Here is a 24,835-nt window from a genome sequence, read left to right on the forward strand (position 1 = left end):
ATTCTCGCGACAGCGAAGCTAAGGGGCACATCATGTCTAAGCACCACAAGCACCGCGGCTACGGAGCGCAGTTTTCGGTCTCCCCCAAAGAGGGCTTGACCTTGGAAGTTCTAGCCATGGCTGAAAAGGCTGGAGCCAAAGCTGGGTACGCTGTGGCCAGAGAAGAGCTTTATCGCAACATCGCTTCCAGCCAGTTCCTCAACGAGCAGGAAACCGACGAACTGCTCGCCGCAGCGCAGCGCGCCGGGTCAGCGGCAGCGCTGGCTGCAGCACGCAAAGTTCTCGACAAGACGCTTCGCACTTCCTTCAGCCACCATCACCGGTCCACAGAATCGGGCGCTTCGATGGCCACTGCACCTGAATTTCCAACTCCCGCTTATGAAGAACCCTTGGCCAAATATTCGCCACCGCTAGGACTTCTGGATACTCCGCGCACCAAAGTCGAGCAGCACGTTTTGACCATCACGCGGGTGGAATGGCTCAACGGTCAATTGGTGCGCCTCATCGCCAGCGCACCGAACCTTGATGGATACCGTTCCAATTCCGCGCTGGACGAGTACGTCAAGGTTTTTGTCGCTGATCCGTCTCTCGGTCTAATTCCTCCCTACGATTTGCGGACCCTGCGCCACCGGCTGCCGCGCGAACAGGTTCCCCGCTCAAAGTCCTACACCATTCGCTGGGTCAACCCAGCCCTCGATGAGCTGGCTATTGATTTTGTAGTTCATGGTGCGCCAGGCACCGTTGGCCACTGGGCAGGAACTGTACAGCCAGGAGATCCCTTGGTCATCTCCCCAGCCCGCAGCAAGGGGTCACTCTCGTTCAATGCCGACTACTACGTCTTAGCAGCCGATGAAGCTGGCCTGCCCGCTATTGCCAAAGTCCTAGAAGCCCTGCCGGCGCAGGCCAAGGGGACGGCGCTGATTGAAGTGGCCGACAAAAACGCAATGTTTGACGTGAAACATCCAGAAGGCGTTGTTTTACAGTGGCTTTCTCGGGATTCAATGCCCCCAGGCAAAAGCAACGTACTTCCCTCCGCATTGCAATCCCTACCGATTCCAGCGGGCCAAGTGGGCGTCATCGCCCATGCCGAACGTTCCACTATCAAAGCCATTAGCCGGATCACCGAGTATTGGCATCTGAATAAGCAATCATCGCATATCTCTTCCTATTGGACCTTGCGTGAAGGCAGGTTGCATCGGTAGGTACCCCATGCTGTTCGGCTACGTGGAAACCCGAATCTGGCCACGTGCCACTGGTCGGCGGGGCTCAGCCTTGAACCAAGCTCCCTTGAAGTTCACCCAGCCGCTCTTGGCAACAAGAACAACGTCTCCGAAGAGTGCTTCGTTGCGCCTGAATGATCTTCAGCACGCATCTGGCACCGAGCACAGCCAAATAACGTCTGATCAACGGTGGGTTCAGTTCAATCTCCAGGCCGGCAGTTCACAAGAACATCGCATAATGTGGTGGTGGATTGCGGGATTCAACCTGAGCTTCCGGATCAACATCGTTCAACGAGTCATGCCTAGGAGAAGCTTTCGTGCGTTCAAGTTTGTTCAAGGCCGCCGCTGTCATCATTACTTGCCTTCTCGTTATTTCGCTGGGCGCATGCACGTCCACGACGAAGCCCGAAGTCCGTGATGCCAGTACCGCTGATGTTGAGGCCGACGGCTGGCCACGGGTCGTCACCGACGAGACCGGAGACCTCATCAAGATTCCGTCCAAGCCCGGGCGCATCGTCTCAACCTAGGTATCAGTGACCGGAACTCTATTGTCCATCGATGCCCCGGTCGTTGCCACGTCCGTCGCGCCACAGAACCCGGCGACCGACAAGCATGGATTCTTGAGCCAGTGGGCGAACGTGGCCTCAAAACGCTCGGTAGATGCACTATATGAAATCGGGAATTTTGATCTCGAAGCTATTCGGGATCGCAAGCCTGATTTGATACTGGTCGCCGCCTCAGGCGCGGATTCCGAATTGGAGCATCTCGACAAGTTGCGGGAAATCGCCCCAACACTCCTCGTCGATTACACCGAAAAGAAATGGACCGCGCTCAGTACGGATCTAGCCAAGGCTACGGGCACGGAGGAAGCAGCGGCTCGCAACAACAGCATCATCAGCCAACGTGTTTCCAGCTTGAAACAGTCCCTGTCGATCCCCGCCGGCACCACGGCATCGATACTGTCCTACCACCGGGGAAACATCTCCCCCATAGCCCAGAGCACCGGTCCGCATGCACAGTTGTTCGAATCTCTGGGGTTCACCGTGCTGGATCCTCCAGCAGAGTTTGATACCTCCATGCAAGAACGGGAAGACTTCTCGTTCACCAGCTACGAAGGGCTGGCCAAGTCCTTGCCGGGCGATGCGACCTTTCTGCTCTCCTCGGACCCAGAGGCCACCGAGCAGTTCTCTTCCGATGAGTCCCTTGCACAATTGCCTTCCGTTCGCGGAGGCAACGTCTTTGCGCTTCAGGAGTCATTCATCTTGGATTTCTTCTCAACACAGAAAATCTTGGATTACTTTGAGAATGATTTCCCCGGCTTGGCTCCCGAAGCGCAACCGCACAACTAGCTGCGCGCCAAGACCACAGCTTCCGGAACAGCCAACCCAAGATTTCCGCGCAATGTAGCCGACTCGTAGCGGGTGCGGAATCTGCCACGGCGCTGCAATTCCGGAATCACTAGCTCAATGAAGTCCTCCAGAGATCCCGGGAGGGACGGCGGCATCAGGTTGAAGCCGTCTGCGGCCCCGCTATCGACCCAGAGTTCTATTTCATCGGCAATCATTTCCGGCGTTCCCACCATGGTGCAGTGGCCCCCGCCAGCAGCCAGCAAGCCGAGTAGTTCACGAACCGTGGGCTGGTGCAGCTCGATGAGCCGCAGTATCGTGGTGTATCGGCCGGCCGGGCCAGTGAATTCTTCCAGTGGCGGAAGGTCCGGGACAGGTCCGTCCAAAGGCCAGCGGCTGGTGTCCTGCTGCAGGAATACTCCCAGCTGGCGCAGCGCGTCCCCGGTTGGCAGCAACTCGTTCAGTGCACGCTGCTTGGCTTTGGCTTCTTCTGCTGTGCGTCCCACATAGGTCACCAGCCCGGGCATGATCAGCGCCCTGTAATCCGAGCCACGCGAAGCTCTGGTGCGTTCGGAAATGTCTTGGGCGAATTCGGATGCCATCTGGTGATCGGCTGCTACCGAGTAGATCGCTTCAGCGTGTGCTGCTGCCAGTTCGCGGCCAGCTGGCGAGGAGCCTGCTTGGAACATGACAGGCTCGCCATGAACTGAGTTGGGCATATTCAAGGGACCTCGCACCGAGAAGTGCTCGTCTTCGTGATTGATTTCTTGAAGCAATTGCGTATCGGTGAAGTTTCCGCCACGGTCAATCTGGACTGCTTGATGCGGATAGGATCCCCACAACTTGCGCAAGACATCAATGAATTCTGCGGCTCTGCCATATCGCTGCGCGTGCGCAGGCAGTTCGGCGAGCGAATGGTTCTGCGCTTCGGTATCCCACATGCTCGTCACCACATTGATGCCGGCCCGCCCGTTGGACAAATGCTGCAAGCTGCCCAGCATGCGTGCCGCGTGGAAGGGAGAGTAGAAGCTGGCCGAGATGGTGCAGACCAGTCCGATATTCGTGGTGCATTGGCTGATCGCCGACAACAGCGTCACCGGCTCAAAGAACCAGGTGGGACCGGCCTGCGCAGCTGAGGATGACACCGCTTGGCCATCGGCGAAGAACACCGCGTCCAGCAGCCCCTTCTCAGCCAGCTGAGCCAGCTTAATGTAGTACTGGGTACCGGGAAGCTCTTCGGCTGCCGAGTCCTCAGCACGCCAGGCCGCTTGGTGGTGCCCGACGCCGTAAAGGAACAGATTCAGATGTACTTGTTTCTTCTGGCTCATCCCTTCACCAGCCCGCCATCCACGATAAGGTTCTGACCTGTCACCCCACGTGAGAGCGGGGAAGCGAAAAACAGGACGGTATCGGCCAGTTCCGCTGGAGTGGTGACTCGACGCAATGGCGTTCCCGAGGCAATCAAGTCGAATACTGCCTCGGGGGTCGCAGCCGAGGCGTCGGTGGTGCGCAAGAGCCCGCCAGAAACCATGTTGATGTTGATTCCTTCAGGCCCAAGATCATCAGCGAAGGTACGGGTCAGGGACAGCAGCGCAGCTTTTGTGGCGGTGTAGTCATGGTACGGAACCACCGGGTGCTGGAATAGGTTAGTGCCGATATTGATGATGCGTCCAAACCTTGTTTGCCGCATTCCAGGCAGGACAGCCTGGATGGCAGCCACGGGAGCCAGCACCGATCCGGCGAACTGGGCGCTGAGCTCTGTTGCCGAAATCGCTTCGGCGGTGGAGCGGGCATCGCCGTTAAAGGAGAAATCCACCAAGGCATTGTTCACCAGAGTAGTCACCGGCTGCCCAAAATGATCTTCGGCTTCAACCACCATCGACTTGAGCGCAGATTCGTTGCGAACATCAGCCTTAATGGCTACTGCATCGTTCGGGTAGAGCGCAACGAGATCATTGGCTGCTTGTTCCGAAGTGCTGTAATTGATGACGACTTTCGCTCCAGCAGCTAGGAAGGCCTTGCTGATGGCGGCACCGAGCCCTCGGGCTCCGCCGGTGACAAGAATAACCTGCTCTTCAAGTGGAAGGGCAATGGGGGTTGCTGGTGATTGGGTGTCCGTGCTCATCTTGTTTGAACTCCTTGACGGCGTCTGTTGGCGAATGGATTTTGACCAAAGACGCGGACGGTTCAAGCACTTCAGGTGCACACATACGCAGAATCCAGGACATTCCCTTCGCCAGTACTAACTGGATCAGGTTCAACGGGTGTTCTCTCAGCCGCCCTGCGGCACCCCGTGTCACTGCTCCCATTAGTAGCACACGCACGGCTTAGCTGTAGAACATTACTTCATGAACCCCGCGCGTATCAGCACTTGGTTCTTGGACAATCCAAACTTCACCGCCATCTGGAACAGTGAATTCCATGCTCAAATCGTTAGCAGGGATCGCACACTGCAGGGAATCTTCGGCGACAACCTCGTCATCTTTAACAGCCTTGATACGGACGAATCCCACTCCTTGGCAAGCGAACTGGAGCAGATTTTTCTGTCCCGCCGAGGTAGAGACGATCAGAGGCTCTGTCTGAATATCCCCTGCCTCATTTAGCTGATAGGTATTCGATGATCCCGACCCAGAGCTGAACCCGTTCTCTTCAAAGAATTCCGCACCCGGATCTTCTAGTGAGCCGACTAGCCCACCTTCTCCTCTGATAGCAGCGGCAAAGGCGATCATCGGCGGGAAGAATTCCGCGATGCCATCGATACTTTCGATAGTGTCTTCCGCTATCTCTTCTTCGAGGACTCCCGGAGTAGTCTCGGGAGCAGGTTCTTCCGGGAGCCTCAATTGCGAAACTGGGGTGGTACAGGAGCAAAGCCCGAGCAGCGCAACCAGGGCCAGCGTCAGGCTCCTCTTCATGAGCGCTCCAATACGAACGAGGATGAAATAGTTTACTCGACCTTATGTTATTAATCTGATTTAAACAATGCATGTCAAACAAAAGAACCATGATTTTTATCAGATCATGAAATGGTCAACTACACAGGCCCACACGGATCTCACACTAAAACACGGCCTAGACGCGGCTAAATGGTCCACCCCACTTCATATAGTTTCCTAAGGGCCTACCCCCTTGCCAACTGTCGCTTTCCTAGGAGTCGTACTTCCGCATGCAGCTGCTGCGCCGCGCAATCTCATTTGCACTCATCGCTTCATCCCTTGCCCTCACTGGATGCTCAACTCTTGATTCCATCGAGCAGTATCGAGTTCCCGACGCACAGGCTGACACTACCTACAACAGTGCGGGGCAACGCGCCAGCTACGCTGACTCGCTTGAATTGCTCGCGGATATCGACGTGAAGGGCCGCGCCCCCAAGACTGGCTACGAACGGGAAAAGTTCAGCAAGGGATGGAAGGATCCGGACCGCAACGGTTGCGACGCCCGCAATGACATCCTGGCTCGCGACTTGGAACACGTGAAATACAAATCAGCGTCGAAGCCTTGCGTAGTGCTCAGCGGAACCTTCCACGACCCGTATACCAACACCACCATCAAATTTGTTCGGGGCCAGAAAACAAGCACCGCGGTTCAGATTGACCACGTTGTTGCTTTGTCAGATGCGTGGCAAAAGGGTGCACAGCGCTGGGACCAGGAAGCTCGTTTCGAATTCGCCAATGACCCGCTTAACCTCATGGCCTCGGATGGGCCGACCAACGCGGCTAAAGGCGACAAGGACGCCGCATCATGGCTTCCGCCCAACAAGAGTTTCCGCTGCGAATACGTCTCACGACAGACTCAGGTCAAAGCGAAATACGGGGCTTGGATGACCAAGGGCGAACACGATGCCATCGAGCGCACACTGAAGACCTGCGTGTAGTTAGCCTAAAGTCGCAGCGAAAGATCCTCCTTAAGACCTATCGTCAAATTGATGGATTTGTGACAGTATGGATATTACTCAAGCCAATAGCCATTATGTGTGGTGATTGTTGGCAAAATTTTCTGCTGCAAAGGTCAATGATGAAGACACGGTTGTCGGGAGCGCTCTTGCTGCTTGCCAGCGTGTGCCTTTTTGGTTTTGCCCTGAACGCCGCGCATCGAGACACAGCCATGGCTTGCTGGATCCTGTCCACAGTCTTCTTCATCGCGGCTGCCATGCTCATGCTCGGTGCCATCGTAGGAGCTTCCTCGGTCACAGCAACCAAAACACGCCACAACCGACGGCTCTAGCCGCATCAAGTTTTTTCGAAGCAACGCATCAACCACAGGCTGGTGCGTTGCTTCGACTATTTAACCGCTAGTTCTCATGGCCCTGCACAGCAATTTAACCCGCAGGCATCGACAGGTTCACCTAGATGCGATAGACATTAGTCTTGTCACACCCGTCACTTTTAGGAGTACCCATGTCTGCATTCACGCAGATGAGAAAACTCAGTTTCGCCTCCTTGGCCACCCTCTCGCTCATGGCCACAGGAACAGCCCTGGCGCAGGCAACGCCCACCGAGGAATCAATCAGCACTGCTTCCCCAGCAGCTGATCCTGTAACTCTGGATCTAGTTGGCATTAATGACTTCCACGGCCGCATTGCAGCCGATCGGGACTCTGCCGGCGCTGCAGTGCTCGCCGGAGCCGTTGACCAGCTGCGCGCCGAGAATGAAAACACGTTGTTCGTATCGGCCGGCGACAATATCGGGGCTTCGACCTTTGCTTCCGCATCCCAAGAGGACGCTCCAACCATTGATGCGCTGGGTGCAGCCGGGCTGGATGTTTCCGTCGTGGGCAATCACGAGTTCGACAAGGGCTTTGAAGACCTGACCACGCGAGTCGCCGAACGCTTTGCTGCAGCCACCGGCCAGTCCGGCGAGGATTTTGCACTGGGTGCCAACGTTTACCAGGCCGGCACCAAAACCCCAGCACTCAAAGAATATGCAATTCGTGAAACCGGTGGACTCTCCGTAGGGTTCATTGGCACCGTCACCGAAGATGTTCCATCACTGGTCTCCCCTAGCGGAATCTCCGGTTTGGACTTTGGCAGTGAAGTCGAGGCGGCTAATCGCGTAGCCAAGCAGCTCAGCGACGGTGACGACGCGAACGGAGAAGCGGACGTTATCGTGTTGCTGACCCACAACGGCTCGGCCAATACCGACTGTGCTGCCGTCGCTGGTGAAGCCACGTCCTACGGGGACTTGATCCGCGAGGCCAGTGGCGAGATCGACGCCATTTTCTCGGGTCACACCCACTCTTCCTATAACTGCGACATTGCCGGTCCTGACGGCGAGCGTCCAGTCATCCAGTCGCACCAGTATGGCACCACGCTAGGCAAAGTCAGCCTCGACGTTGATCCAGCCACCGGTGAGGTCGTGCAGGCTTCCAGCACCCGTTTGCCACTCGCTAGCAAATCTGCAGACGGCCAGTGGATCGCTAACTACGAAGCGAATCCAGCCGTTGCAAAGATCGTTGCCGAAGCCGAAAAAGAAGCTGAAGTTGTTGGCAGCGTAAAAGTCGGTGAAATCTCGGAAGATATCTTGCGCGGCGGTGAGGTTCCAGGTGAAGACCGCGGTGTTGAATCCACGTTGGGCAACACCGTAGCCGACGTACACCTGTGGGCTACTTCTAATGACGATTTTGCCGGTGAGCCAGCACAGATTGCCTTCATGAACCCTGGAGGCCTGCGTTCGGACCTGCTCTATGGCGAAGACGGCACGGTGACCTATCAAGAGGCAGCAGAAGTTCAGCCTTTTGCCAATACCCTGATCACTTTCGATCTGACCGGCGCGCAAATCCGTGAGGCGCTGGAACAGCAATGGCAGCCTGAAGGCTCGGAGCGCAACAAGCTGCACCTCGGCATTTCAGAGGGCCTGTCCTACACCTACATCGAGGATGCGCCTGCGGGCGAGCACGTCCAGGAGATCACCTTCAACGGTGAACTCCTGGACGAGTCGGCAACCTTCCGCGTTGCTGCCAACGCGTTCCTGGCTACCGGTGGCGATAACTTCACCGCCTTCGCTGAAGGCACTGACCACGCCGATTCGGGCCAGGTTGATCTGGAGGCGACCGTGAACTTCTTCAAGGCCCATGACGTGGTGTCCCCATCTCCGCTGGGCCGAGCAGTGCTCGCCGGCACTGATTGGGCTACCGTTGACCTGGACGCCACCGAAGTGAAGGCGGGCGAAACCGTGAACGTCACGGTATCGGGTCTGGAAGAAGGAGCCCAGATTTCGGCTTCCGCATTTGAGGGTGCCACCAAGGTCTCTGATATTCCGGCAGCTGATGCTTCGGGAACCACTTCGTTCCAGCTCCCAGTTGACAGCTCCGTGGAGCCGGGCGACTACCAGCTAGTGGTCTCGCAGGTGCAGCACGAAGATATCGCCGTGGACTTCTCAGTCGTTGCCCAGGCCCAGGAGCCAACTCCTTCGCCAAGCGATGACCCGGAACCTACTCCTTCGCCAACCGAAGACGATAGCTCTGAAACTGAATCGCCAGCACCGACCACTGATTCGGATCCGAGCGCTGAGCCAACTTCGGATTCCGAAGATGATTCCTCGGATGATTCGAAGCAGCAGGATAGCCAAGACTTGGCAGACACCGGATTCAGCGCCAGCTGGATCGGCATTGCCGCAGGCATCGTTGTCCTCGTGGGCATCGTCTTGCTGTTGATTCGCCGCTTCGGCAACAAGGCCGGACGCTAAACCGACGGAACGAAATAAGGGAAGGAACCGCGAGAATGATCTCGCGGTTCCTTCCCTTAGTTGCTGTAAAAACTAGTCAATCACTAGTTCGCCCATGGTGTCCCAGCCTTCGCCTTCAACCTTGCGCGAGACGATCTTCGGGGTAGAGACCAGCAGCGGGCGCATGGATTCAATGCCCGCTGCGAAGTGCGCGGAGTTAACGTGGGCAGAAGCTGCCTCGTCGTCGCGGAAAGCCTCGACGAGAACGAATTCGTTGGGGTCTTCCACGCTCACGGACCAGTCGAACCAGAGGTTACCTTCTTCGGCGCGGGTGGCCTGGGTGAACTCTGCAACGTGGTCCATGAAATTCTCGGTGTTTTCTGGCTTTACCTGATATTTAACAACGATGAAGTACATGGTTCTAGTCTAGGACCGATTGGCTAATGGTGTCTTGCAATTGAATGTATTCCTTATCCCGTCGTGGCATGCCGTCGACCACAAGATCGTAGGAATCTTCAATAAGTTCCTGCAGCAATTCCGGGTCCAGACCAGCGCGGATGGAATTCCAATGCTTTTTATTCATGTGATAGCCCGGAGTGATTTCAGGGTGCTCACTGCGCTGCTGATCGGCCAGAGCCGGCTCGCATTTCAGGTTAAGTACGAGGTCCCCGCGCACGTTCATCAATAGGCCGAACATCTTTGCCTTGCTTTTGTCCTTGCCTGAAACCTTGAAGACGGTGCTCTCGGGCCCGAAGGGATAGTCGGCGAAGGAGCATGGCATGCCCAGGCACAACTGCGCCCACTGTTGTTCCAGTGCTTCTTGGCTATTTTCGTTTTTCATTCCCGCCTCCGCTACCGAAAAGGGTACTCAATTTTCGGACAGGTATTCATCACTACGTCCAGCCCGGCGTCCTTGGCCCGTTGCGCCGCCTCGTGATCGATTACGCCCAGTTGCATCCAGACGGCCTTGGCCCCAACTCCAATGGCCTGATCAATAATGCTGCCTACATTCGACGAATTCACAAAGCAGTCGACCACGTCAATGGGACCGGGAATATCGGCAAGTCGCGCATACCCCTGCTCCCCCATCACGTTCTGGGCATCCAGCGAAACCGGGACGATCTGCATGGATAATTCGTCCCGCAGGAAACGGGCAATGGATGGAGCCACCCGGGATGGATTGTTGGTCAGGCCAACGACCGCCCATCGGCCTGGGGTGCCCAGAAGTCGGCGGATTACCTGCGGATCATTGACGTGGCTGTTCTCCATGCTCGATACCTTACTCGGTATGGCGACGAGATGGTTTCTTCAGCTAAAGCGGGCAGGGCGATGGAGGCCATTGGCTTCCACCGCCCTGCCGAACCGCATCTTTAGTTCTGCAGCTGCACCGCAGCCTCGGTATTGGCTGCGCTCAACTCCGAAAAAGCGCCGCGGAGCTTGGCGGCAGGATGATTTCCAGGCAGGTAGTCACCGCGGCCAAAGACCTTTTGACGCAGGCTTCCCTGGTCGTATGCGCTTTGTGCCAGGCCACGGCGGCGCAATTCGGGAATGACACCTTCAATGAAATTGTCGTAGGAGCCAGGCAGCACATGGTTCATGATGTTCAGTCCATCAATTCCCGCGTCCTGCCAACGTTCAAGTTCATCCACGATGCTCTCCGGGGTGCCAACAATTTGCTGGGCCTTCGCACGGTAGTGGGCCAGGTCCTTCAAGGTCGGGTTGCCGCCAGGCACCGAGGCCTTGACTGCTTCGAGCACTCCCTGGGCGCCCTCGGTGTGGATCTGTCCCAACGGCGTATCCAGGTCCAAACCGCCAAGGTCCACGCCGAGGCCCCCACCGATGTGGGCAACGATTGCCTCCAGGTCCAGGTACTCGTCGTATTCGGCTTCCAGTGCCTTGGCTTCGGCTTCGGTGGATCCCACGACAAAGGACAGCCCGGCGAAAACCTTGATATCTTCGCGCTGGCGGCCAGCTGCAGCGAGATTCTCGATCAGTTGCGCATTCTTCTTGGCCACATACTCTGCATGCGGGGCGAAGAGGAAGGTTGCCTCGGCATGCGTCGCAGCGAATTGGGAACCTCGGGCTGATGATCCAGCCTGGAAGAGGAATGGGGTGCGCTGGGCACTGGGCAATGCCAGATGCGGTCCGTCGATGGAGTAGAAGTCGCCGCGGTGGTTGATCTTGTTGACCTTGCTCGGATCAGCGTAAAGGCCGGATTCCTTATCGGCCAGCAGTGCATCGTCTTCCCACGAGCCCTCCCACAGCTTGTAGGCGGCTTCAACGTACTCTTCGGCCCAACCGTAGCGGTCATCGTGTGCCACCAGGTCTTGGCCGCCGAAATTGCGGTGGGCATTTTCCAGAACACTTGTCACGATATTCCACGCAACACGTCCCTGCGACAGATGGTCCAGGGTGGAAATCTGGCGTGCGAACTGGAAGGGGTGGCTCTGGATGACCGAGCTGGTCATCGCCAAGCCGATGTCCTTCGTCCCAGCTGCCAGTGCCGACAGCAGCACCAGCGGGTCGTGGCTAGGAACTTGCAGCCCCTTGCGCACGTGGGAGGCCCATCCACCTTCGTGGTCCCCATAAAGACCCACCACATCAGCGAAGAACAACGCATCGAATTTTGCGTCCTCCAGCTTTTTCGCCAGGTCCACCCACAAGCCCAGCTCATTAAAGCGGTGCTGCTGCGCTTCGGGGTGGCGCCACATTCCACCAAGAATGTGGCTCGAGGTGTTCATCAGGAATGCTGAGAGCAGCAAGCGCGGACGTTCTTGGAAAGTTGCCATGATTATTTGCCTGCCTTAGCTTCGCCGATGGAGTTCAATCCGGTCGGCACCGTGCCATTGATGAAGTAGTCGCCCACCGAGCGTGCCTTGAAGGCCACCGGATTGTGGGTAGCTACGGTACGTGCATTGCGCCAGAAACGATCCAGCGACTTGGAAGTCGATACTGATGATGCCCCGGTGACATCAAAGAGCTCGCTGGTAGCATCCAAGATCAGCTTGGGCGTTGCCACGTGGGCCTGCTGCACGGCCAGCTCAGCACGCAGATAGGCTGCGTCCGGGTCAAGCCCCAGCTGCTGGTCGACGGCTGCGTCCAGTTCCCGGGCAGCCATGGTGACAATGGATTCTGCGGCAAATACGTTGGCCGCCAGTCGTCCCACAAGTTCCTGAATCTGAGGATCATCCTTGAACAACGCACCGGAGCCGGTATTAAAGGTGCGGGTTCTGGTGGATACGATGCTGGCTGCTTCATTCCGGGCAGCCTTGCCGATGCCCACCAGTACCGAAAGCAGGCACAGCTGGAAGAAGGCTGGTTCCAGGGTGGACGCCACCTTGCGCTGGATAATGTTCTCCGGCGCGACAAGAACTTCAGAGAAAATGGCGGTACCGGTGCCGGTCAGCGGCTGGCCAAAGCCATCCCAGTCATCAAGTATTTCAACGCCTTCGGCATTCCGTTCAACGATGGCGTACTGGCGGCCCTCGACCCCTTCGGTTGTTGCCATGACCACGATCCAGTCGGCAAAAATCGACCCCGTGGTGTAGTACTTTTCGCCATGCAGAACCCAGTCGCCAGCCTTCTTCACCAGTTTGGTATTCGTGGTGCCCAGGGCATTGCCACCGCGTTCGGTAGCGGCATTGCCGAAGATCTGCCCTTGAAGCACCTTGGGGAACCAGCGGTCCTGGAATTCTGCTGGCTGCAGGGAGATGGTTTCAACGAAGGAGAAGTGGCTGCGCAATAGGTGCGCCACGTTGGAGTCCGCTGCGGCCAGCTCGATCAGCAAACGGAACAGATGCTCATGGCTAATCGGTGATCCGCCATGGCTCTCTGGCACGCGCAGCGTGGTAAATCCGGCGTCTTTGAGCCACTGCACCTGCTCAAAGGGCAGGATGCGCCTTTGTTCCCGCTCGCGGCTGCCTTCGGCGATTCGGGTGAAGACCGCGCTGAAGCGGTCGAGAATCTCCTGATATCGGCTTTCGGCAGCTGCCGTGGCGACAATCGTCATTGGTTCTCCCTGCAGGACGTCGATAATTTGAGTACTAGGTCGGAAAAGTGGCGGCCCCACGACACGGAGAAGCCGCGTCATGGGGCCAATGGCCTACTTGTTCCAGGTCGCGAAGTCTGCTTCCAGATCGCGATCCCATGGGGTGCCCAGCGCACCGTCAAGATAGCTCGCATACCATTCGCGCACCTCGTCGGAATGGTAGGCCTCTTCCAGGGCCTTGCCCTTTTCGGTATCCATGAAGCCTGGTTTCGCGGCGATGATGTTGATGTATGGAAGCGCTTCTTCTTCCTTTTCAAAGAGCAGCGCATCCTTCGGGGTGAGCCCGATTTCCGCGCCGAGGCGGGCGAAGAGGAATCCTGCATCCACGTCTGGGAGCGTCTTGGACAGCGACTGCTGATCCACTTCGACAAATTTGAAGTTCTTGGGGTTCTCCAGAATGTCGTTCTGCGACAGGTGGATCACGCTCTTGCCCTCGGTGACCTTCAAGAGCCCGGCCCTGTCCAGCAGCGCCAACGCGCGGCCGTTGTTGGCGGTATCCACAGGAAGTGCGATGGTCGAGCCGTTGGGCAGATCCTTGATGTCATCATATTTCTTCGAGTACACGCCGGCCGGCGAGCTGTACATGTAGAAGGCCGGATCCACGTCAACACTCTGGTCCTTCTTGAACTGTTCAAGGTAGGCCCCGTGCTGGAAGAAGTTGGCATCGTATTCGCCGTTGGACACCACGTGGTTTGGCTGAACGATGTCGGTGACATAGGTGGCTTCCAGGGTCCAGCCCTTTTCAGCCAGCAGCTTCTGGGCGATTTTGGTTGGTTCCTGGGATGGAGCCGATTCGGTGACAATGACTTTAATGGTCTTGTCCCCCGAGCCGGCCTCTGGGCCGCCTACCAGGCCGCAAGAAGTCAGTGCGAGGATTGCGGCCGAGCCGGCGGCGAAAGTCAAAAAGATGCGGCGGGATAAAGCCATGGTGTTGTCCTTTGATGAAATGCGAGTTGAGTGCTTCAGTGTTCAGCGCTTGTCGGCGGCGCGCGATAGCCGGGTTCCGAAAAATTGGACTGCATGGACCAGCAGGATCATCAAGACGATGGCCAGCAGCATGACTCCGGTTTCATAGCGGTAGTAGCCGTAGCGGATGGCGAAGTCGCCGATGCCGCCGCCACCAACGAGGCCGGCCATGGCCGAGTACGAGATGAAGCTGACCGTCATGATGGTGATGGAAGACAGCAGCGCCGGCTTGGCTTCGACCAGCAGCACTTCACGGATGATCTGTCCGCGCGTGGCTCCCATGGCCTGCGCGGCTTCGACCACTCCGTTGCCCAGCTGGCTGATGTTCTGCTCCACAAAGCGGGCAAAATATGGGATCGCGTTGATGGTCAGCGGCACGATAACCGCGGCGGTGCCAATGGTCGTTCCCACAACAAATCGGGTGAACGGAATAATGGCGATCAGCAAGATGAGGAATGGGAAGGAGCGGATCGTATTCACCAGCCCGTCAACAATCTTGTGCACTCGCGGACGCGGGCGCAAGCCGTTGGGAGACATCGAGTAGAGCCAGATGCCCAGCGGGGTTCCCAAAAGAATGGCGATCGGGATCGCAACCAGCAGCATCGCAAAAGTCTGTGCCATGGCCACCCAGATTTCCGGGGCCAGTTCCACAATGCGGTCAAGGCTGAATGCTGCTGCGCTGCCGTTGCTCGTGGCTAGCACTACTGAAGTGAAATTCATTGGTAATCCAGGTTCTCTATACGCGGGCTACGTTGGCGGCAAGGTCTTGGGCCTGCTTGGGCTGGCGATTCAACGTGATTTCATCGCTGATCAGGTAGCGGCCGATAGGCGTCTTTGGTTCAAAGCTTGGTTCTTGCAGCGAGCTCAGCGCGAATTCTTCCACGACCGCGGCGTCTTCCATCACCGAGACCTTGTCAGCGATGGCCTTAATGACATTCATTTCGTGGGTGACGATGACGGTGGTGATGCCAAGGCTGGCGTTAATGTCGCTGAGGTACTGGAGCACCGAGGTAGTGGTTCGCGGATCCACGGCGCTGGTGGGTTCATCGCACAACAAGACCTTGGGCTCGGTGACCAGCGCGCGAGCGATGGAGATGCGCTGCTTCTGCCCACCCGAGAGCTGTCCAGGATAGGCGGACGCCTTATCGGCGAGGTCCACGATGGACAGTGCCTCCAGGGCACGTTCGCGGCGTTGTTTCTTGGGCACACCGGCGAACTTCAGGTTCAGTTCAACGTTCTGTTGCGCGGTGCGATTGTTCAGCAGGTTAAAGTGCTGGAAAATCATCCCGATCTCATGGCGCTGCTTGCGCAATTCGCCTTCGCTCAGTCCGGTCAGTTCTACGCCGTCAACAAAGACCTGGCCCGAGGTCGGGCGCTGGAGCAAATTGATATTGCGCAACAGCGTGGATTTGCCCGCACCGGAAAAACCGATAATGCCGTGAATGCTTCCGGCTTGAATATCCAGCGAGACATCCTTGACGGCCGTGAACTGGTCGCGGCCTTTGCCGAAGGTAGTTGTTACGTTCTCAAGACGAATCATCATCGCTCCCTTGATGCTTGGTTATGCGGAGCGTACTTCACAAGAAACCATCTGCTGGAGACAGATTTTTCCGTCGCGAAGTGAAAGTACTCCATCGGTCCTGGCTGTAGCACCGCTCCCTTACGGGTGGTTGCTGCGACGTCGTTGAGCCAGATCTCTCAGTCGCTCTGGATGGTGTGTGTTCGGTTGTACCGCCCGAACAATTCAAGTCTGTCCTCCATGGATGCAAGCCGGCAAACGTTACGTCAATCAGCGTCATGAAGTCACAGTTCGGGCGGACTCGGAAAGGAATCACGCAATAATCCGCGTAGCAATACGAAATATTTCGTCACTTGCTCCCTTTAAGACGGAAGCGCTTGAAGAATTTGCACCCTTGGCCATCGATGCGCCTGCGATCATGGTGCGGGAATTCTGTGCTGGGCACCGTGGTTGTACTGGAGTGCATACCTACGAGAGGACATCATGAAGATCGCCATTACCGGTGCCACTGGACAGCTGGGCCAACTGGTCATCGACGCATTGCTGCAGCGCGGAACCGCTCCCTCCCAGTTGGTTGCCATCGGCCGTTCGGAAGAGAAGCTGGAACCTCTGGCCGGCAAAGGTCTTCAGACGCGCGTCGCCGATTACAACGTGGCGGCCAGCCTGGTCGCCGCGCTGGAGGGCGTCGACAAGCTGCTGCTGATTTCGAGCAGCGAAGTGGGCCAGCGGGCAACCCAACATGAAAATGTCATCACCGCTGCGCAACGCGTCAACGTCAAGCTCATCGCCTACACCTCCATTGCCAATGCCCTCACCGGCAACATGAAGTTGGCGCAGGAACATATTGCCACCGAACACCTGTTGGCTGGTTCCGGCATCGGCTACGTCCTCCTGCGCAACGGCTGGTACACGGAAAATTACACCGATCAGCTTCTGGGCTACCTCAACAGCAAAGTCGTGCTCGGCGCCGCGGGCGAGGGCAAGATCAGCGCTGCCGCGCGCGCGGACTATGCCGAGGCGGCTGCTGCGGTATTGCTCTCGGAAGCTGGGGAAGCCGGGAAGATCTACGAGTTGGGCGGGGACAAGCCTTTCACCCTCAGCCAGCTCGCCGGGGCTGTCGGAGCTGCCGCGGGACAAGATGTCGCCTACCAGGATATGGACCCTGAAAAACTGGTGGAGATCTACACCGAATCAGGTGTTCCCGCGGTGTTCGCTGACATTCTGGTGGATACGGACCTGCGCATCCGCGAAGGCGCCTTGGAAGTGCATTCCGGGGACTTGGCACGGCTCATTGGCCACGCGCCTACGTCCCTTGGCAAAGCGATCAAGGATGCCCTGGCCCGCTAAGGCAGGCTGGTTTTTCACCGTTGGAGGCGACCAGCCAGGATGATTTACAGTCCGCTGGTTGCCTCCGGCCTTTAACGGCTTAGCGCAAAATAATCCTTCGACCAGCGCGGAAATAGAGCATGCGATACAAAATGGCGCGTGTCACAGCGCTTGCGAATCGAGTCCTTCCCGTAAATTGACGCATACTTCATCCCCACCTTTTCAGGAGATCAGAGTATGCAACGATCAACTTTGCGCGCCCTGGCTGGCGCCGCGATTCTCTCCCTGGGCCTTGGCGCATTCAGCGCGATTCCGGCGAACGCCGATCCGCGGCACACCGACAAGAATCCCACGGCCACCGGCACCAGTGGCGCGGTCTCGTCGGTAGACCCGGAAGCATCAGCGGCAGGCATCGAGGTACTGCGCAAGGGAGGCAACGCGGTAGACGCCGCGGTCGCGACAGCAGCGGCGCTGGGCGTGACCGAACCCTACAGCGCCGGTGTCGGCGGTGGCGGCTACTTCTTGTACTACGACGCGACCTCCGGCAAGGTCAGCACCATCGACGGACGCGAAACTGCCCCAGCCGCTACCCCTCAGGACGCATTTATCGACCCGAATACCGGCGAGCCCTACAACTTCACTCCGGAGCTGGTCACCAGCGGTGCTGCCGTTGGCGTTCCGGGGACCGTAGCGACCTGGCAACGCGCCCTGGACAATTGGGGGTCGCAAAGCCTGAAGCAGGTACTGCATCCGGCAACCCAGGTGGCTTCACGCGGTTTTGTTGTTGATCAGACCTTCCGGGAACAGACCCTGGACAACAAGGAACGCTTCAAAGCCTTCGGCTCCACCAGCAAACTTTTCCTCCCCGGTGGCGATGCGCCGCAAGTGGGGACCATCTTCAAGAACCCCGAGCTGGCCGATACCTATCGCCTGCTGGCCAAGGAAGGCCCAAAGGCGTTCTACCACGGTGATCTTGCCTCCGAAATCTCCCAGACGGTCCAGGCTCCGCCCAAGGTCGAGGACACCAAGCTGCCGGTCCCTGCCGGTTTTGTCAGCACCGAGGACCTCGCCAACTATGAGGTGGCCGAGCAGAAGCCAACGACGGTGGACTATCGCGGGCTGGACATCCTCGGCATGGCTCCCTCCTCCAGCGGTGGCACCACCATTGGCGAATCGCTGAATATCCTGGACAACTACGACCTGTCCTCCATGGAACGCGCCGACGCATTGCACCACTACTTCGAGGCCACCGCGCTGGCCTATGCGGATCGCGGCAAATACGTGGGTGATCCCGCCTTTGTGGATGTGCCGACCAACACCTTGACCAGCGAGCTCTTCGGCGCCGACCGGGCTTGCGCGATCAACCCCGATCAGGCGGCCGCCAAGCCAGTGGCCCCGGGCGATATCGAGAATTTTGATGGCCAATGCCCGGCAGCTGCCGCTGAGCCGGCCGTTGAGCATGACACCGAGAACATCTCCACCACCCACCTGTCGGTGGTGGATCGCTGGGGCAACCTCGTGTCCTACACGCTGACCATCGAGCAGACCGGAGGGTCGGGCATGGTGGTGCCGGGGCGTGGCTTCCTGCTGAACAATGAGCTCACGGACTTCTCCACGGTCTATGACCCGGAAGATCCAAACCGCCTGGAGCCGGGCAAGCGCCCGCGCTCCTCGATGGCTCCAACCATCGTGCTGCGTGACGGCGAGCCGGTGATGGCCATCGGTTCCCCTGGTGGTTCAACCATCATCACCACGGTGCTGCAGACGCTGCTCAACCGCTACGACCTGGGCATGGATATCAGCGAAGCCATCGCCGCACCGCGGGCCTCGCAGCGCAATACCGCTGCGGTGACCGCAGAACCGGAATTCATCGCCCAGTACGGCTCGGCCATGGAGGCCTTCGGGCATAAGCTCACCCCGGCCGGGGACTCCTTCACCCCTCAGGCAGAGATCGGCGCGGTGGAAGCGGTTCAGCTCAATGAGGATGGAACGCTAACGGCAGCCGCTGAACCGGTGCGGCGTGGCGGAGGATCTGCCATGGTGGTGAATCCCGCCAAGTAGGCTATGGAAGCAGCATCGGCTCCGTTCACCTGCCTGGGTGGACGGAGCCGATACTACTTTGAGGCCGCGGCCTGAGGCAGGGCATCTAGCCCTGGATTGGAAGACGATTAGCGATCTTGTACTTGGCGGCGCGATGGGTCTCTTTCACCCTGTCGCCGGCGCCAAAGAGCTTGTTGCGCAGCGAGCCTTCAGTGTATTCGGTCTTGTACGCGCCGCGAGCCTGCAGCTCAGGAACAACGTACTCGACAACGTCCTCGAAGGTCGCTGGGGTGACAGCGTACGCCAGGTTGAAGCCGTCAACATCGGTGTAGTCAACCCAGTCGATGAGCTTCTGGGCAACCTCGGCGCCGGAACCGACGGTGATCGGGCCGAAGCCGCCCACGCCCACCCATTCGGCCAGCTGCCGGATAGTCCATGGGTTGCCATCGTCACCGCTGGCCTTTTGGAAGGTTTCCACGGATGACTGGATGGCGTTGGATTTCACGTTGGATCCCAGTGGCTCATCGGGATCCAGCTCGGACAAGTCCACGCCCATCCAGCCGGAGATCAGCACCTGGGCACCTTCAACGTCCGCATAGGACTTGTAGTCCTCGTACTTGGCTTGGGCCTTCTCGGAAGTCTCATCGGTGATGATGGTCTGCATCGCGAAGATCTTCACATCGTAGCGGTCACGGCCAGCAGCCTCGGCGGCATCGCGGATCTTGGTGACGGTGGCCTTGAGGATTTCCCGGGTCGGGCTGGTGACAAATACCGCTTCAGCGTTTTCCGAGGCGAACTTGATCCCGCGCGAAGAAGCGCCGGCCTGATAAATCACCGGAGTGCGCTGGGTGGATGGCTCGGTGATGGCAATGCCAGGCACCTTGAAATACTTGCCTTCGTGATCGATGCTGTGCACCTTGGACGGATCCGTGTAGATCCCGGTTTCCTTGTTGTTCTGCACGGCGTCGTCTTCCCACGAGCCTTCGAGCAGCTTGTAGACGACCTCGAGGTACTCGTCGGCGTGGTTGTAGCGCTCGTCGTGCTCCATCTGGTCCTCCTGCCCCATGTTCCGGGCAGCTGATGGCAGGTAGCCGGTCACCACATTCCAGCCGACTCGGCCGTTGGTCAAGTGGTCCAGGGTGGCCAGGCGGCGGGCGAAAGCATAAGGGTGCTCGTAGGCGGTGCCCGCGGTGACGCCGAAACCGAGGTTCTCGGTGACCGCGGCCATGGCGGAGACCAGCATCATCGGGTCATTGACCGGTGCCTGGGCGCCGGAGCGCAGCGGGGACTCATTGGTGCCGTTGAAAACATCGTAGGTGCCCAGCACATCGGCGATGAACAGGCCGTCGAACTTGCCCTTTTCCAATACCTTGGCCAGGTGGGTCCAGTAGCCGATGGTGTTGTAGGTCGAGGCCTTGTCATCCGGGTGGCGCCACAGGCCCGGCGACTGGTGCACGACGCAGTTCATGTCGAATGCATTGAAGAGAATTTCGCGCTGCTGGCTCATTGATGTTCCCCTTGCCATGGTTGGGTAGTGAAGTTAATTAGTCGGCGTTCAGGCGCCATAGGCTCTATGGTTGCTGTCCTCGCCAGTGACCGAGAGGCGTTGCGGCTGGACCGCATTGATCTCGTAGTCCCCCACAATGCGTGCCTTGTAAATGGCCGGGTTGTGGGTGGCGATGGTCCGGGCATTGCGCCAGTGGCGATCCAGGTTGCAGATGACGCTGGTCGAAGAGGCGCCCAGCCCGTCGAAGAGCTTGCTGGTGGCACCGATGACCAGCGGCTGGACGATGGTTTGCGCCCGGTTGGCGGCCAGCTCGCAAACCGCATAGCGTTCTTCGTCATTCAATCCCGGGTCTACCAGGGCTGCCTCGACTTCAAGGACGGCACCGATCACCACCGAGTCCGCGGCGAAGGACTCCGCGGAGACTTCGCCGACCAGTTGCAGGACCTGCGGCTCGCGGTGGACCGGAACACCGGTGCCTGTGGTGAAGATGCGGGTGCGATTCTGCACCGATAGGCGCAGGTCATTCAAGGCCGCCCGGGCGATACCTGCTTGCACGGCCATGAGCACCAGCTGGAAGATCGCCGCTTCGGAGTCGTTGCTCTGCTGCGGCATGAACGAGTCCACCGGAACCTGGTGGAATTCCGTGGTGCCGGTGCCGGTGAGTCCCTGGCCGAAGCCATCCCAGTCATCGAGGATCTTGACGCCGCTGTGCTGCGTGGAAACCACCGCGATCTGCCGCCCGGACAGTTCGGGATGCGCCACGGCCACAGTGGTCCAGTCGGCAAAAATGGTGCCTGTGCAGTAGTACTTTTCACCGTCCACCAGCCAGCGGCCATCGACTTGGCTGGCCTTGGTGTTCAAGGAGCCCAGGGCGTTGCCGCCGCGTTCAGTATAGGCATTGCCGACGATCTGGCCGGCTGCGATGCGCCCGATCCACTTGCTGCGCAGCTCTTGATCCTCAAGGAGCAGCACGTTTTCCACGAAGGCGATATGCGCGCGCCACAGCTGGCCGACATGCGAGTCGGCTTCAGAAAGCTCGATGAGCAAGCGGAATACGTCAACCAGGCGCGCGCCGTACCCGCCCTGGGCCACGGGGATGCGCAGTGCGCCGAAGCGTTCACGGTTGAGCAGGCCCACCTGTTCAAAGGGCAGGACGCGGTTGCGATCGCGGTCCTTGGCGGTGCTGGCGATTTGCGCGAAGACCGGGCGGAAGATTTCAGCCAGCCGGTCGTATTGCTCATCTGCGCCGGGGCCGGGAGTGACCTTGAGCAGTTGCCGGGTGGGAAGCTGCTCCTCGAAGTCGTCTAGCCCCATGGCGCTCGCCTGCGAAGGATCGCTGAGCTGGTTGAAGTCCAAACCGCTGGTGTTCGGCGACTCGCCAAATGACATTAGAAGTCCTCAATTCTTTCCATCGGTCCTGGCGGTAGCACCGTCCCGCTCTTCGGGTGGTTGCTGCGGCGTCGTCGAGCCAGATCTCTCAGCCGCTCTGGATGGGTTGTCATTCATTTGTAGCCGTAACAAACCGGTGCTTCCAAGCCGCGAAGTCACATTTCGACCTTGGGAGGCTCCGGGATGACCGGCAGGTTGAACAGCTAATGGTGCATCATGCCGAAGATGAATTGCCCATATTCGCCCATTATCGATCAAACGGGCATTCAATGAAATAAATTACGAAATATCCCGCGCATGTGGTGCAGTTATCGAAGATTTTTCATGTTACGCAAGATTTGCATTCAATTCCTTCGAAACCCTGTAATAGACGTGTAACCATCCCGGGCGGCCGAGAGATCTGGCTCAGTGACGCCGCAGCAACCACCTATGGAGGACACATCCCAAAGGCCGGTGCTACCGCCAGGACCGATGGAGATGATCATGGCACTGTGCTTTGCGCAGCCTCGAGTGCAAGACCCGGCCCCCCGCATCCATGGTGCTGGATGTCGGCCCCGTCAATTTCTGGCGCAAATTTGCCACCACGGCACAGCGCCGTTCCGCGCTTTCAGGCTCGCAGCCACAACGGGCAATGGGCAAAGACCGGCAATTCGCCTCGGCCAAGAACCTCCAGGGCACAAGCGACAGCTGGCCTTCTTCGGTCAACTTGCCGATGCCCTGCTCGCTATCGCCGAGCGCCGCGCCATAAAAGCCCCGGGCCCGATGGCGCCAACTATCAAGTACCAAATCAGCCCCCGAATAGAAACACCAAGGAATACTCTGTAATGACCATCGAATCGGCACCAACCTCTGCATTTGCCTCGGAGGAAGCACGCCAGGCATTCTGGGACGAAGCGGCACGCCTCCTTGATTGGGACACCAGTTGGCATACCACCAGCCAGATCCTCCCAGCTGACCCGGAAGCCAAGCGCGGACCGCAGATCTCCTGGTACCTGGGCGGCAAGCTCAATGCTGCTGTGAACTGCGCCGACCGGCATGTGGCCGCCGGCCGCGGAGACAAGGTCGCACTGTATTTCGAAGGCGAACCCGGCGACCGGGTGGCCGTCACCTACAAGAACCTGCAAGAACGCATCAGCCAGGCCGCCCACGCCTTGGAATCCATGGGCGTAGTCAAGGGCGACCGCGTGGTCATCTACCTGCCGGTCCTCATCGAAACCGTCGTCATTACGCTGGCCTGCGCCCGCATCGGAGCCATCCACTCGCTGGTCTTCGGCGGCTTCTCCGCCGAAGCATTGAAGTTCCGCGTGGAAGACACGAAGGCCAAGGTGCTGGTGACCACCGATGGCCAATTCCGCCGAGGCACTTCGGTTCCGGTCAAGGACAATGCCGATGAAGCCGTCTCCGGCGAGAATGAAATAGAGAAGGTGCTGGTCATCCGGCGCACCGGCGATGAGATCCCGTGGACCGAAGGCCGCGATGTCTGGTGGCACGACGTTGTCGACATCCAGCCCATCGAACATAAGGCGCAGTTCTTCGACTCCGAAACTCCGCTGTTCATCATGTACACCTCCGGAACCACCGGACAGCCCAAGGGCCTGGTGCACACCACCGGTGGCTACCTGACCCAGGCTGCCGCCAGCTACAACATGCTCTTCGCCAACCCGGATGCGTCCCAGCGCGAGAAAGACGTGCACTGGTGCACCGCGGACCTGGCATGGGTCACGGCCCACACCTATGAGATCTATGGACCGCTATCCAATGGTGTCACCCAGGTGATCTATGAAGGCGTGCCCAACGCGCCGCATCCCGGACGCCACTTCGAAGTCATCGAACGCTACAAGGTCACCAGCTACTACACCGCCCCTACCTTGGTCCGCTCGTTGATGGGTTGGTTCCCCGAGGGTATTCCGAAATCCTACGACCTGTCCTCCATCAACGTCGGCGGCACCGTTGGCGAGGCAGTTAACCCGGAGGCCTGGCGGTGGCTGCGCGAACAGATTGGCCGCGACACCCCGGCAGGCATTCCGATGGTGGATACCTGGTGGCAGTCCGAGTCAGGGGCAACGGTCCTCTCCCCGCTGCCTACCGATGAATACTTCAAGCCAGGTTGCGCCGCCCGCGCACTGCCGGGTGTTGCGGTGGACATCGTTGACGCTGCGGGACAGCGGGTTGAGCCAAATACCCAGGGCAACATCGTCATCACCCGTACCGGCCCGTCGATGGCGCGCACGGTGTGGGGCAACCCGGAACGCTACTACACCAGCTACTGGGAGAAGTACATCCAGCAAGGCTGGTTCCTCGCCGGCGATGGCGCACGTTTTGACGAGGACGGGGATATTTTCATCCTGGGCCGCACCGATGACGTGATCAATATTTCCGGGCACCGGTTATCGACCATAGAAATCGAGTCAGCGCTGGTCACCAACGCGGGAGTCGTCGAGGCCGGAGTCTGCCCCACCCCGGATGCGACGACCGGGCATGCGGCCACCGCCTTCGTGGTGCCCCTGGACAAGTCCCTGATTAGCGAAAACCCTGACGAGCAGCTCGCCGCGCGCCAAGTACAATTCATAGCCGAGCTTCGTTCCACGGTAGCCACCCAGATTGGCCCGATTGCCAAGCCGCGTGATGTGCTGCTGGTACCGGATGTTCCCAAAACCCGTTCAGGCAAGATCATGCGCCGCTTGCTCACTCAGCTATTTGAAGGAACCACGCTGGGTGATACCACCAGCCTGCAGAATGAACCGTGCATTCCCGAAATCAACGCGATCTGCCGGGCACGCCGCTAAAGCGCAACTGAAGGAGAATTCGCTCTAGA

The 24,835-nt window shown here is 58.6% G+C and carries 22 protein-coding genes, 1 pseudogene and 4 riboswitches; of the genes and pseudogenes, 10 read left to right on the forward strand and 13 right to left on the reverse strand.

All coding sequences use genetic code 11. From position 1 onward, the window contains the following. Positions 1–32: 32 nt before the first annotated feature. From ACT7DV_RS03980 to fepB, 3 genes are all read left to right on the forward strand, one after another. Positions 33–1,202 carry a siderophore-interacting protein gene (locus ACT7DV_RS03980; protein WP_444660984.1) on the forward strand — a complete coding sequence of 390 codons (1,170 nt, stop codon included), beginning with the start codon at positions 33–35 and terminating at the stop codon, positions 1,200–1,202. Positions 1,203–1,537: 335 nt separating this feature from the next. Beyond that, positions 1,538–1,747 carry a hypothetical protein gene (locus ACT7DV_RS03985; protein WP_444660985.1) on the forward strand — a complete coding sequence of 70 codons (210 nt, stop codon included), beginning with the start codon at positions 1,538–1,540 and terminating at the stop codon, positions 1,745–1,747. Positions 1,748–1,753: 6 nt separating this feature from the next. After that, positions 1,754–2,569: a Fe2+-enterobactin ABC transporter substrate-binding protein gene (gene fepB, locus ACT7DV_RS03990; RefSeq protein ID WP_444660986.1), complete on the forward strand. Its 816-nt coding sequence runs from the start codon at positions 1,754–1,756 to the stop codon at positions 2,567–2,569. Here fepB and ACT7DV_RS03995 read toward each other — a convergent pair. From ACT7DV_RS03995 to ACT7DV_RS04005, 3 genes are all read right to left on the reverse strand, one after another. Beyond that, positions 2,566–3,894 carry an NtaA/DmoA family FMN-dependent monooxygenase gene (locus tag ACT7DV_RS03995; RefSeq protein ID WP_444660987.1) on the reverse strand — a complete coding sequence of 443 codons (1,329 nt, stop codon included), beginning with the start codon at positions 3,892–3,894 and terminating at the stop codon, positions 2,566–2,568. The two genes, fepB and ACT7DV_RS03995, sit on opposite strands and share 4 nt — an antisense overlap. Beyond that, positions 3,891–4,691, reverse strand: a complete 801-nt coding sequence (locus ACT7DV_RS04000) for a 3-oxoacyl-ACP reductase (RefSeq protein WP_444660988.1) — start codon at positions 4,689–4,691, stop codon at positions 3,891–3,893. The genes ACT7DV_RS03995 and ACT7DV_RS04000 overlap by 4 nt, the downstream gene beginning before the upstream one ends. Before the next feature lie 85 nt (positions 4,692–4,776). Beyond that, positions 4,777–4,870: riboswitch (TPP riboswitch) on the reverse strand. 23 nt (positions 4,871–4,893) lie between these two features. After that, the gene (locus tag ACT7DV_RS04005) at positions 4,894–5,478 is read right to left on the reverse strand and encodes a hypothetical protein (RefSeq protein ID WP_444660989.1); all 585 of its coding nucleotides are present in this window, start codon (positions 5,476–5,478) and stop codon (positions 4,894–4,896) included. Positions 5,479–5,729: 251 nt separating this feature from the next. Here ACT7DV_RS04005 and ACT7DV_RS04010 point away from each other — a divergent pair, with 251 nt between their 5' ends. The 3 genes from ACT7DV_RS04010 to ACT7DV_RS04020 all read left to right on the forward strand — a co-directional run bounded on the left by ACT7DV_RS04010 (position 5,730) and on the right by ACT7DV_RS04020 (position 9,246). Then, positions 5,730–6,437 (forward strand): HNH endonuclease family protein, encoded by a 708-nt coding sequence (locus ACT7DV_RS04010; protein WP_444660990.1) that lies wholly within the window; start codon positions 5,730–5,732, stop codon positions 6,435–6,437. Between the two features lie 137 nt (positions 6,438–6,574). Further along, positions 6,575–6,787, forward strand: coding sequence for a hypothetical protein (locus tag ACT7DV_RS04015; RefSeq protein ID WP_444660991.1), 213 nt, complete (start codon positions 6,575–6,577; stop codon positions 6,785–6,787). Positions 6,788–6,960: 173 nt separating this feature from the next. Further along, entirely contained in the window at positions 6,961–9,246 is a 2,286-nt protein-coding gene (locus ACT7DV_RS04020) for a 5'-nucleotidase C-terminal domain-containing protein (protein WP_444660992.1), read from the forward strand. Between the two features lie 72 nt (positions 9,247–9,318). On the opposite strand, the gene ACT7DV_RS04025 is transcribed toward ACT7DV_RS04020, so the two are convergent. The 8 genes from ACT7DV_RS04025 to ACT7DV_RS04060 form a co-directional block, all read right to left on the reverse strand. After that, positions 9,319–9,642, reverse strand: coding sequence for a putative quinol monooxygenase (locus tag ACT7DV_RS04025; protein ID WP_444660993.1), 324 nt, complete (start codon positions 9,640–9,642; stop codon positions 9,319–9,321). Between the two features lie 4 nt (positions 9,643–9,646). After that, complete coding sequence (locus ACT7DV_RS04030) at positions 9,647–10,066, reverse strand: MmcQ/YjbR family DNA-binding protein (protein ID WP_444660994.1); 420 nt, start codon at positions 10,064–10,066, stop codon at positions 9,647–9,649. Between the two features lie 11 nt (positions 10,067–10,077). After that, positions 10,078–10,494: a CoA-binding protein gene (locus tag ACT7DV_RS04035; RefSeq protein WP_444660995.1), complete on the reverse strand. Its 417-nt coding sequence runs from the start codon at positions 10,492–10,494 to the stop codon at positions 10,078–10,080. 101 nt (positions 10,495–10,595) lie between these two features. Beyond that, positions 10,596–12,014 (reverse strand): NtaA/DmoA family FMN-dependent monooxygenase, encoded by a 1,419-nt coding sequence (locus ACT7DV_RS04040; protein WP_444660996.1) that lies wholly within the window; start codon positions 12,012–12,014, stop codon positions 10,596–10,598. A gap of 2 nt (positions 12,015–12,016) precedes the next feature. Continuing rightward, the gene (locus ACT7DV_RS04045; protein ID WP_444660997.1) at positions 12,017–13,234 is read right to left on the reverse strand and encodes an acyl-CoA dehydrogenase family protein; all 1,218 of its coding nucleotides are present in this window, start codon (positions 13,232–13,234) and stop codon (positions 12,017–12,019) included. A 93-nt stretch (positions 13,235–13,327) separates the two neighbouring features. Continuing rightward, positions 13,328–14,200: a MetQ/NlpA family ABC transporter substrate-binding protein gene (locus ACT7DV_RS04050; protein ID WP_444660998.1), complete on the reverse strand. Its 873-nt coding sequence runs from the start codon at positions 14,198–14,200 to the stop codon at positions 13,328–13,330. 42 nt (positions 14,201–14,242) lie between these two features. After that, positions 14,243–14,959: a methionine ABC transporter permease gene (locus ACT7DV_RS04055; RefSeq protein ID WP_444660999.1), complete on the reverse strand. Its 717-nt coding sequence runs from the start codon at positions 14,957–14,959 to the stop codon at positions 14,243–14,245. A 16-nt stretch (positions 14,960–14,975) separates the two neighbouring features. Beyond that, complete coding sequence (locus tag ACT7DV_RS04060; RefSeq protein WP_444661000.1) at positions 14,976–15,782, reverse strand: methionine ABC transporter ATP-binding protein; 807 nt, start codon at positions 15,780–15,782, stop codon at positions 14,976–14,978. 85 nt (positions 15,783–15,867) lie between these two features. Then, positions 15,868–15,957: riboswitch (SAM riboswitch) on the reverse strand. 284 nt (positions 15,958–16,241) lie between these two features. Between ACT7DV_RS04060 and ACT7DV_RS04065 the strand changes: the two genes are divergently transcribed. Beyond that, on the forward strand, positions 16,242–17,105 hold the full coding sequence (locus ACT7DV_RS04065; protein WP_444661001.1) for an SDR family oxidoreductase: 864 nt from the start codon (positions 16,242–16,244) through the stop codon (positions 17,103–17,105). A gap of 216 nt (positions 17,106–17,321) precedes the next feature. After that, positions 17,322–19,145 carry a gamma-glutamyltransferase gene (ggt, locus tag ACT7DV_RS04070; protein ID WP_444661002.1) on the forward strand — a complete coding sequence of 608 codons (1,824 nt, stop codon included), beginning with the start codon at positions 17,322–17,324 and terminating at the stop codon, positions 19,143–19,145. 85 nt (positions 19,146–19,230) lie between these two features. Here ggt and ACT7DV_RS04075 read toward each other — a convergent pair whose 3' ends face one another. Beyond that, positions 19,231–20,631, reverse strand: a complete 1,401-nt coding sequence (locus ACT7DV_RS04075) for an LLM class flavin-dependent oxidoreductase (RefSeq protein WP_444661003.1) — start codon at positions 20,629–20,631, stop codon at positions 19,231–19,233. A 48-nt stretch (positions 20,632–20,679) separates the two neighbouring features. Next, entirely contained in the window at positions 20,680–22,020 is a 1,341-nt protein-coding gene (locus tag ACT7DV_RS04080) for an acyl-CoA dehydrogenase family protein (protein WP_444661004.1), read from the reverse strand. A gap of 16 nt (positions 22,021–22,036) precedes the next feature. Beyond that, positions 22,037–22,128: riboswitch (SAM riboswitch) on the reverse strand. Between the two features lie 267 nt (positions 22,129–22,395). Beyond that, a riboswitch (SAM riboswitch) is annotated at positions 22,396–22,498 on the forward strand. Between the two features lie 18 nt (positions 22,499–22,516). Between ACT7DV_RS04080 and ACT7DV_RS04085 the strand changes: the two genes are divergently transcribed. Continuing rightward, entirely contained in the window at positions 22,517–22,768 is a 252-nt protein-coding gene (locus ACT7DV_RS04085) for a hypothetical protein (RefSeq protein WP_444664889.1), read from the forward strand. 52 nt (positions 22,769–22,820) lie between these two features. Further along, positions 22,821–24,806, forward strand: a pseudogene (acs, locus tag ACT7DV_RS04090) (acetate--CoA ligase); the annotation flags it as partial. Positions 24,807–24,835: the final 29 nt, after the last annotated feature.

The organism is Glutamicibacter sp. TV12E, assembly GCF_052441935.1.
Taxonomy (GTDB): Bacteria; Actinomycetota; Actinomycetes; order Actinomycetales; family Micrococcaceae; genus Glutamicibacter.

Excerpts from the sequence above, each read along its gene's own strand:
- ACT7DV_RS04050 (WP_444660998.1), bottom strand. The coding sequence starts at position 14,200 with ATGGCTTTATCCCGCCGCATCTTTTTGACTTTCGCCGCCGGCTCGGCC.
- ACT7DV_RS04055 (WP_444660999.1), bottom strand. The coding sequence starts at position 14,959 with ATGAATTTCACTTCAGTAGTGCTAGCCACGAGCAACGGCAGCGCAGCA.
- ACT7DV_RS04030 (WP_444660994.1), bottom strand. The coding sequence starts at position 10,066 with ATGAAAAACGAAAATAGCCAAGAAGCACTGGAACAACAGTGGGCGCAG.
- ACT7DV_RS04000 (WP_444660988.1), bottom strand. The coding sequence starts at position 4,691 with ATGAGCACGGACACCCAATCACCAGCAACCCCCATTGCCCTTCCACTT.
- ACT7DV_RS04010 (WP_444660990.1), top strand. The coding sequence starts at position 5,730 with ATGCAGCTGCTGCGCCGCGCAATCTCATTTGCACTCATCGCTTCATCC.
- ACT7DV_RS04005 (WP_444660989.1), bottom strand. The coding sequence starts at position 5,478 with ATGAAGAGGAGCCTGACGCTGGCCCTGGTTGCGCTGCTCGGGCTTTGC.
- ACT7DV_RS04060 (WP_444661000.1), bottom strand. The coding sequence starts at position 15,782 with ATGATGATTCGTCTTGAGAACGTAACAACTACCTTCGGCAAAGGCCGC.
- ACT7DV_RS04035 (WP_444660995.1), bottom strand. The coding sequence starts at position 10,494 with ATGGAGAACAGCCACGTCAATGATCCGCAGGTAATCCGCCGACTTCTG.
- ACT7DV_RS04065 (WP_444661001.1), top strand. The coding sequence starts at position 16,242 with ATGAAGATCGCCATTACCGGTGCCACTGGACAGCTGGGCCAACTGGTC.
- ACT7DV_RS04025 (WP_444660993.1), bottom strand. The coding sequence starts at position 9,642 with ATGTACTTCATCGTTGTTAAATATCAGGTAAAGCCAGAAAACACCGAG.
- ACT7DV_RS03995 (WP_444660987.1), bottom strand. The coding sequence starts at position 3,894 with ATGAGCCAGAAGAAACAAGTACATCTGAATCTGTTCCTTTACGGCGTC.
- ACT7DV_RS04040 (WP_444660996.1), bottom strand. The coding sequence starts at position 12,014 with ATGGCAACTTTCCAAGAACGTCCGCGCTTGCTGCTCTCAGCATTCCTG.
- ACT7DV_RS04020 (WP_444660992.1), top strand. The coding sequence starts at position 6,961 with ATGTCTGCATTCACGCAGATGAGAAAACTCAGTTTCGCCTCCTTGGCC.
- ACT7DV_RS04080 (WP_444661004.1), bottom strand. The coding sequence starts at position 22,020 with ATGTCATTTGGCGAGTCGCCGAACACCAGCGGTTTGGACTTCAACCAG.
- ACT7DV_RS04075 (WP_444661003.1), bottom strand. The coding sequence starts at position 20,631 with ATGAGCCAGCAGCGCGAAATTCTCTTCAATGCATTCGACATGAACTGC.
- ACT7DV_RS04015 (WP_444660991.1), top strand. The coding sequence starts at position 6,575 with ATGATGAAGACACGGTTGTCGGGAGCGCTCTTGCTGCTTGCCAGCGTG.
- ggt (WP_444661002.1), top strand. The coding sequence starts at position 17,322 with ATGCAACGATCAACTTTGCGCGCCCTGGCTGGCGCCGCGATTCTCTCC.
- ACT7DV_RS03980 (WP_444660984.1), top strand. The coding sequence starts at position 33 with ATGTCTAAGCACCACAAGCACCGCGGCTACGGAGCGCAGTTTTCGGTC.
- ACT7DV_RS04045 (WP_444660997.1), bottom strand. The coding sequence starts at position 13,234 with ATGACGATTGTCGCCACGGCAGCTGCCGAAAGCCGATATCAGGAGATT.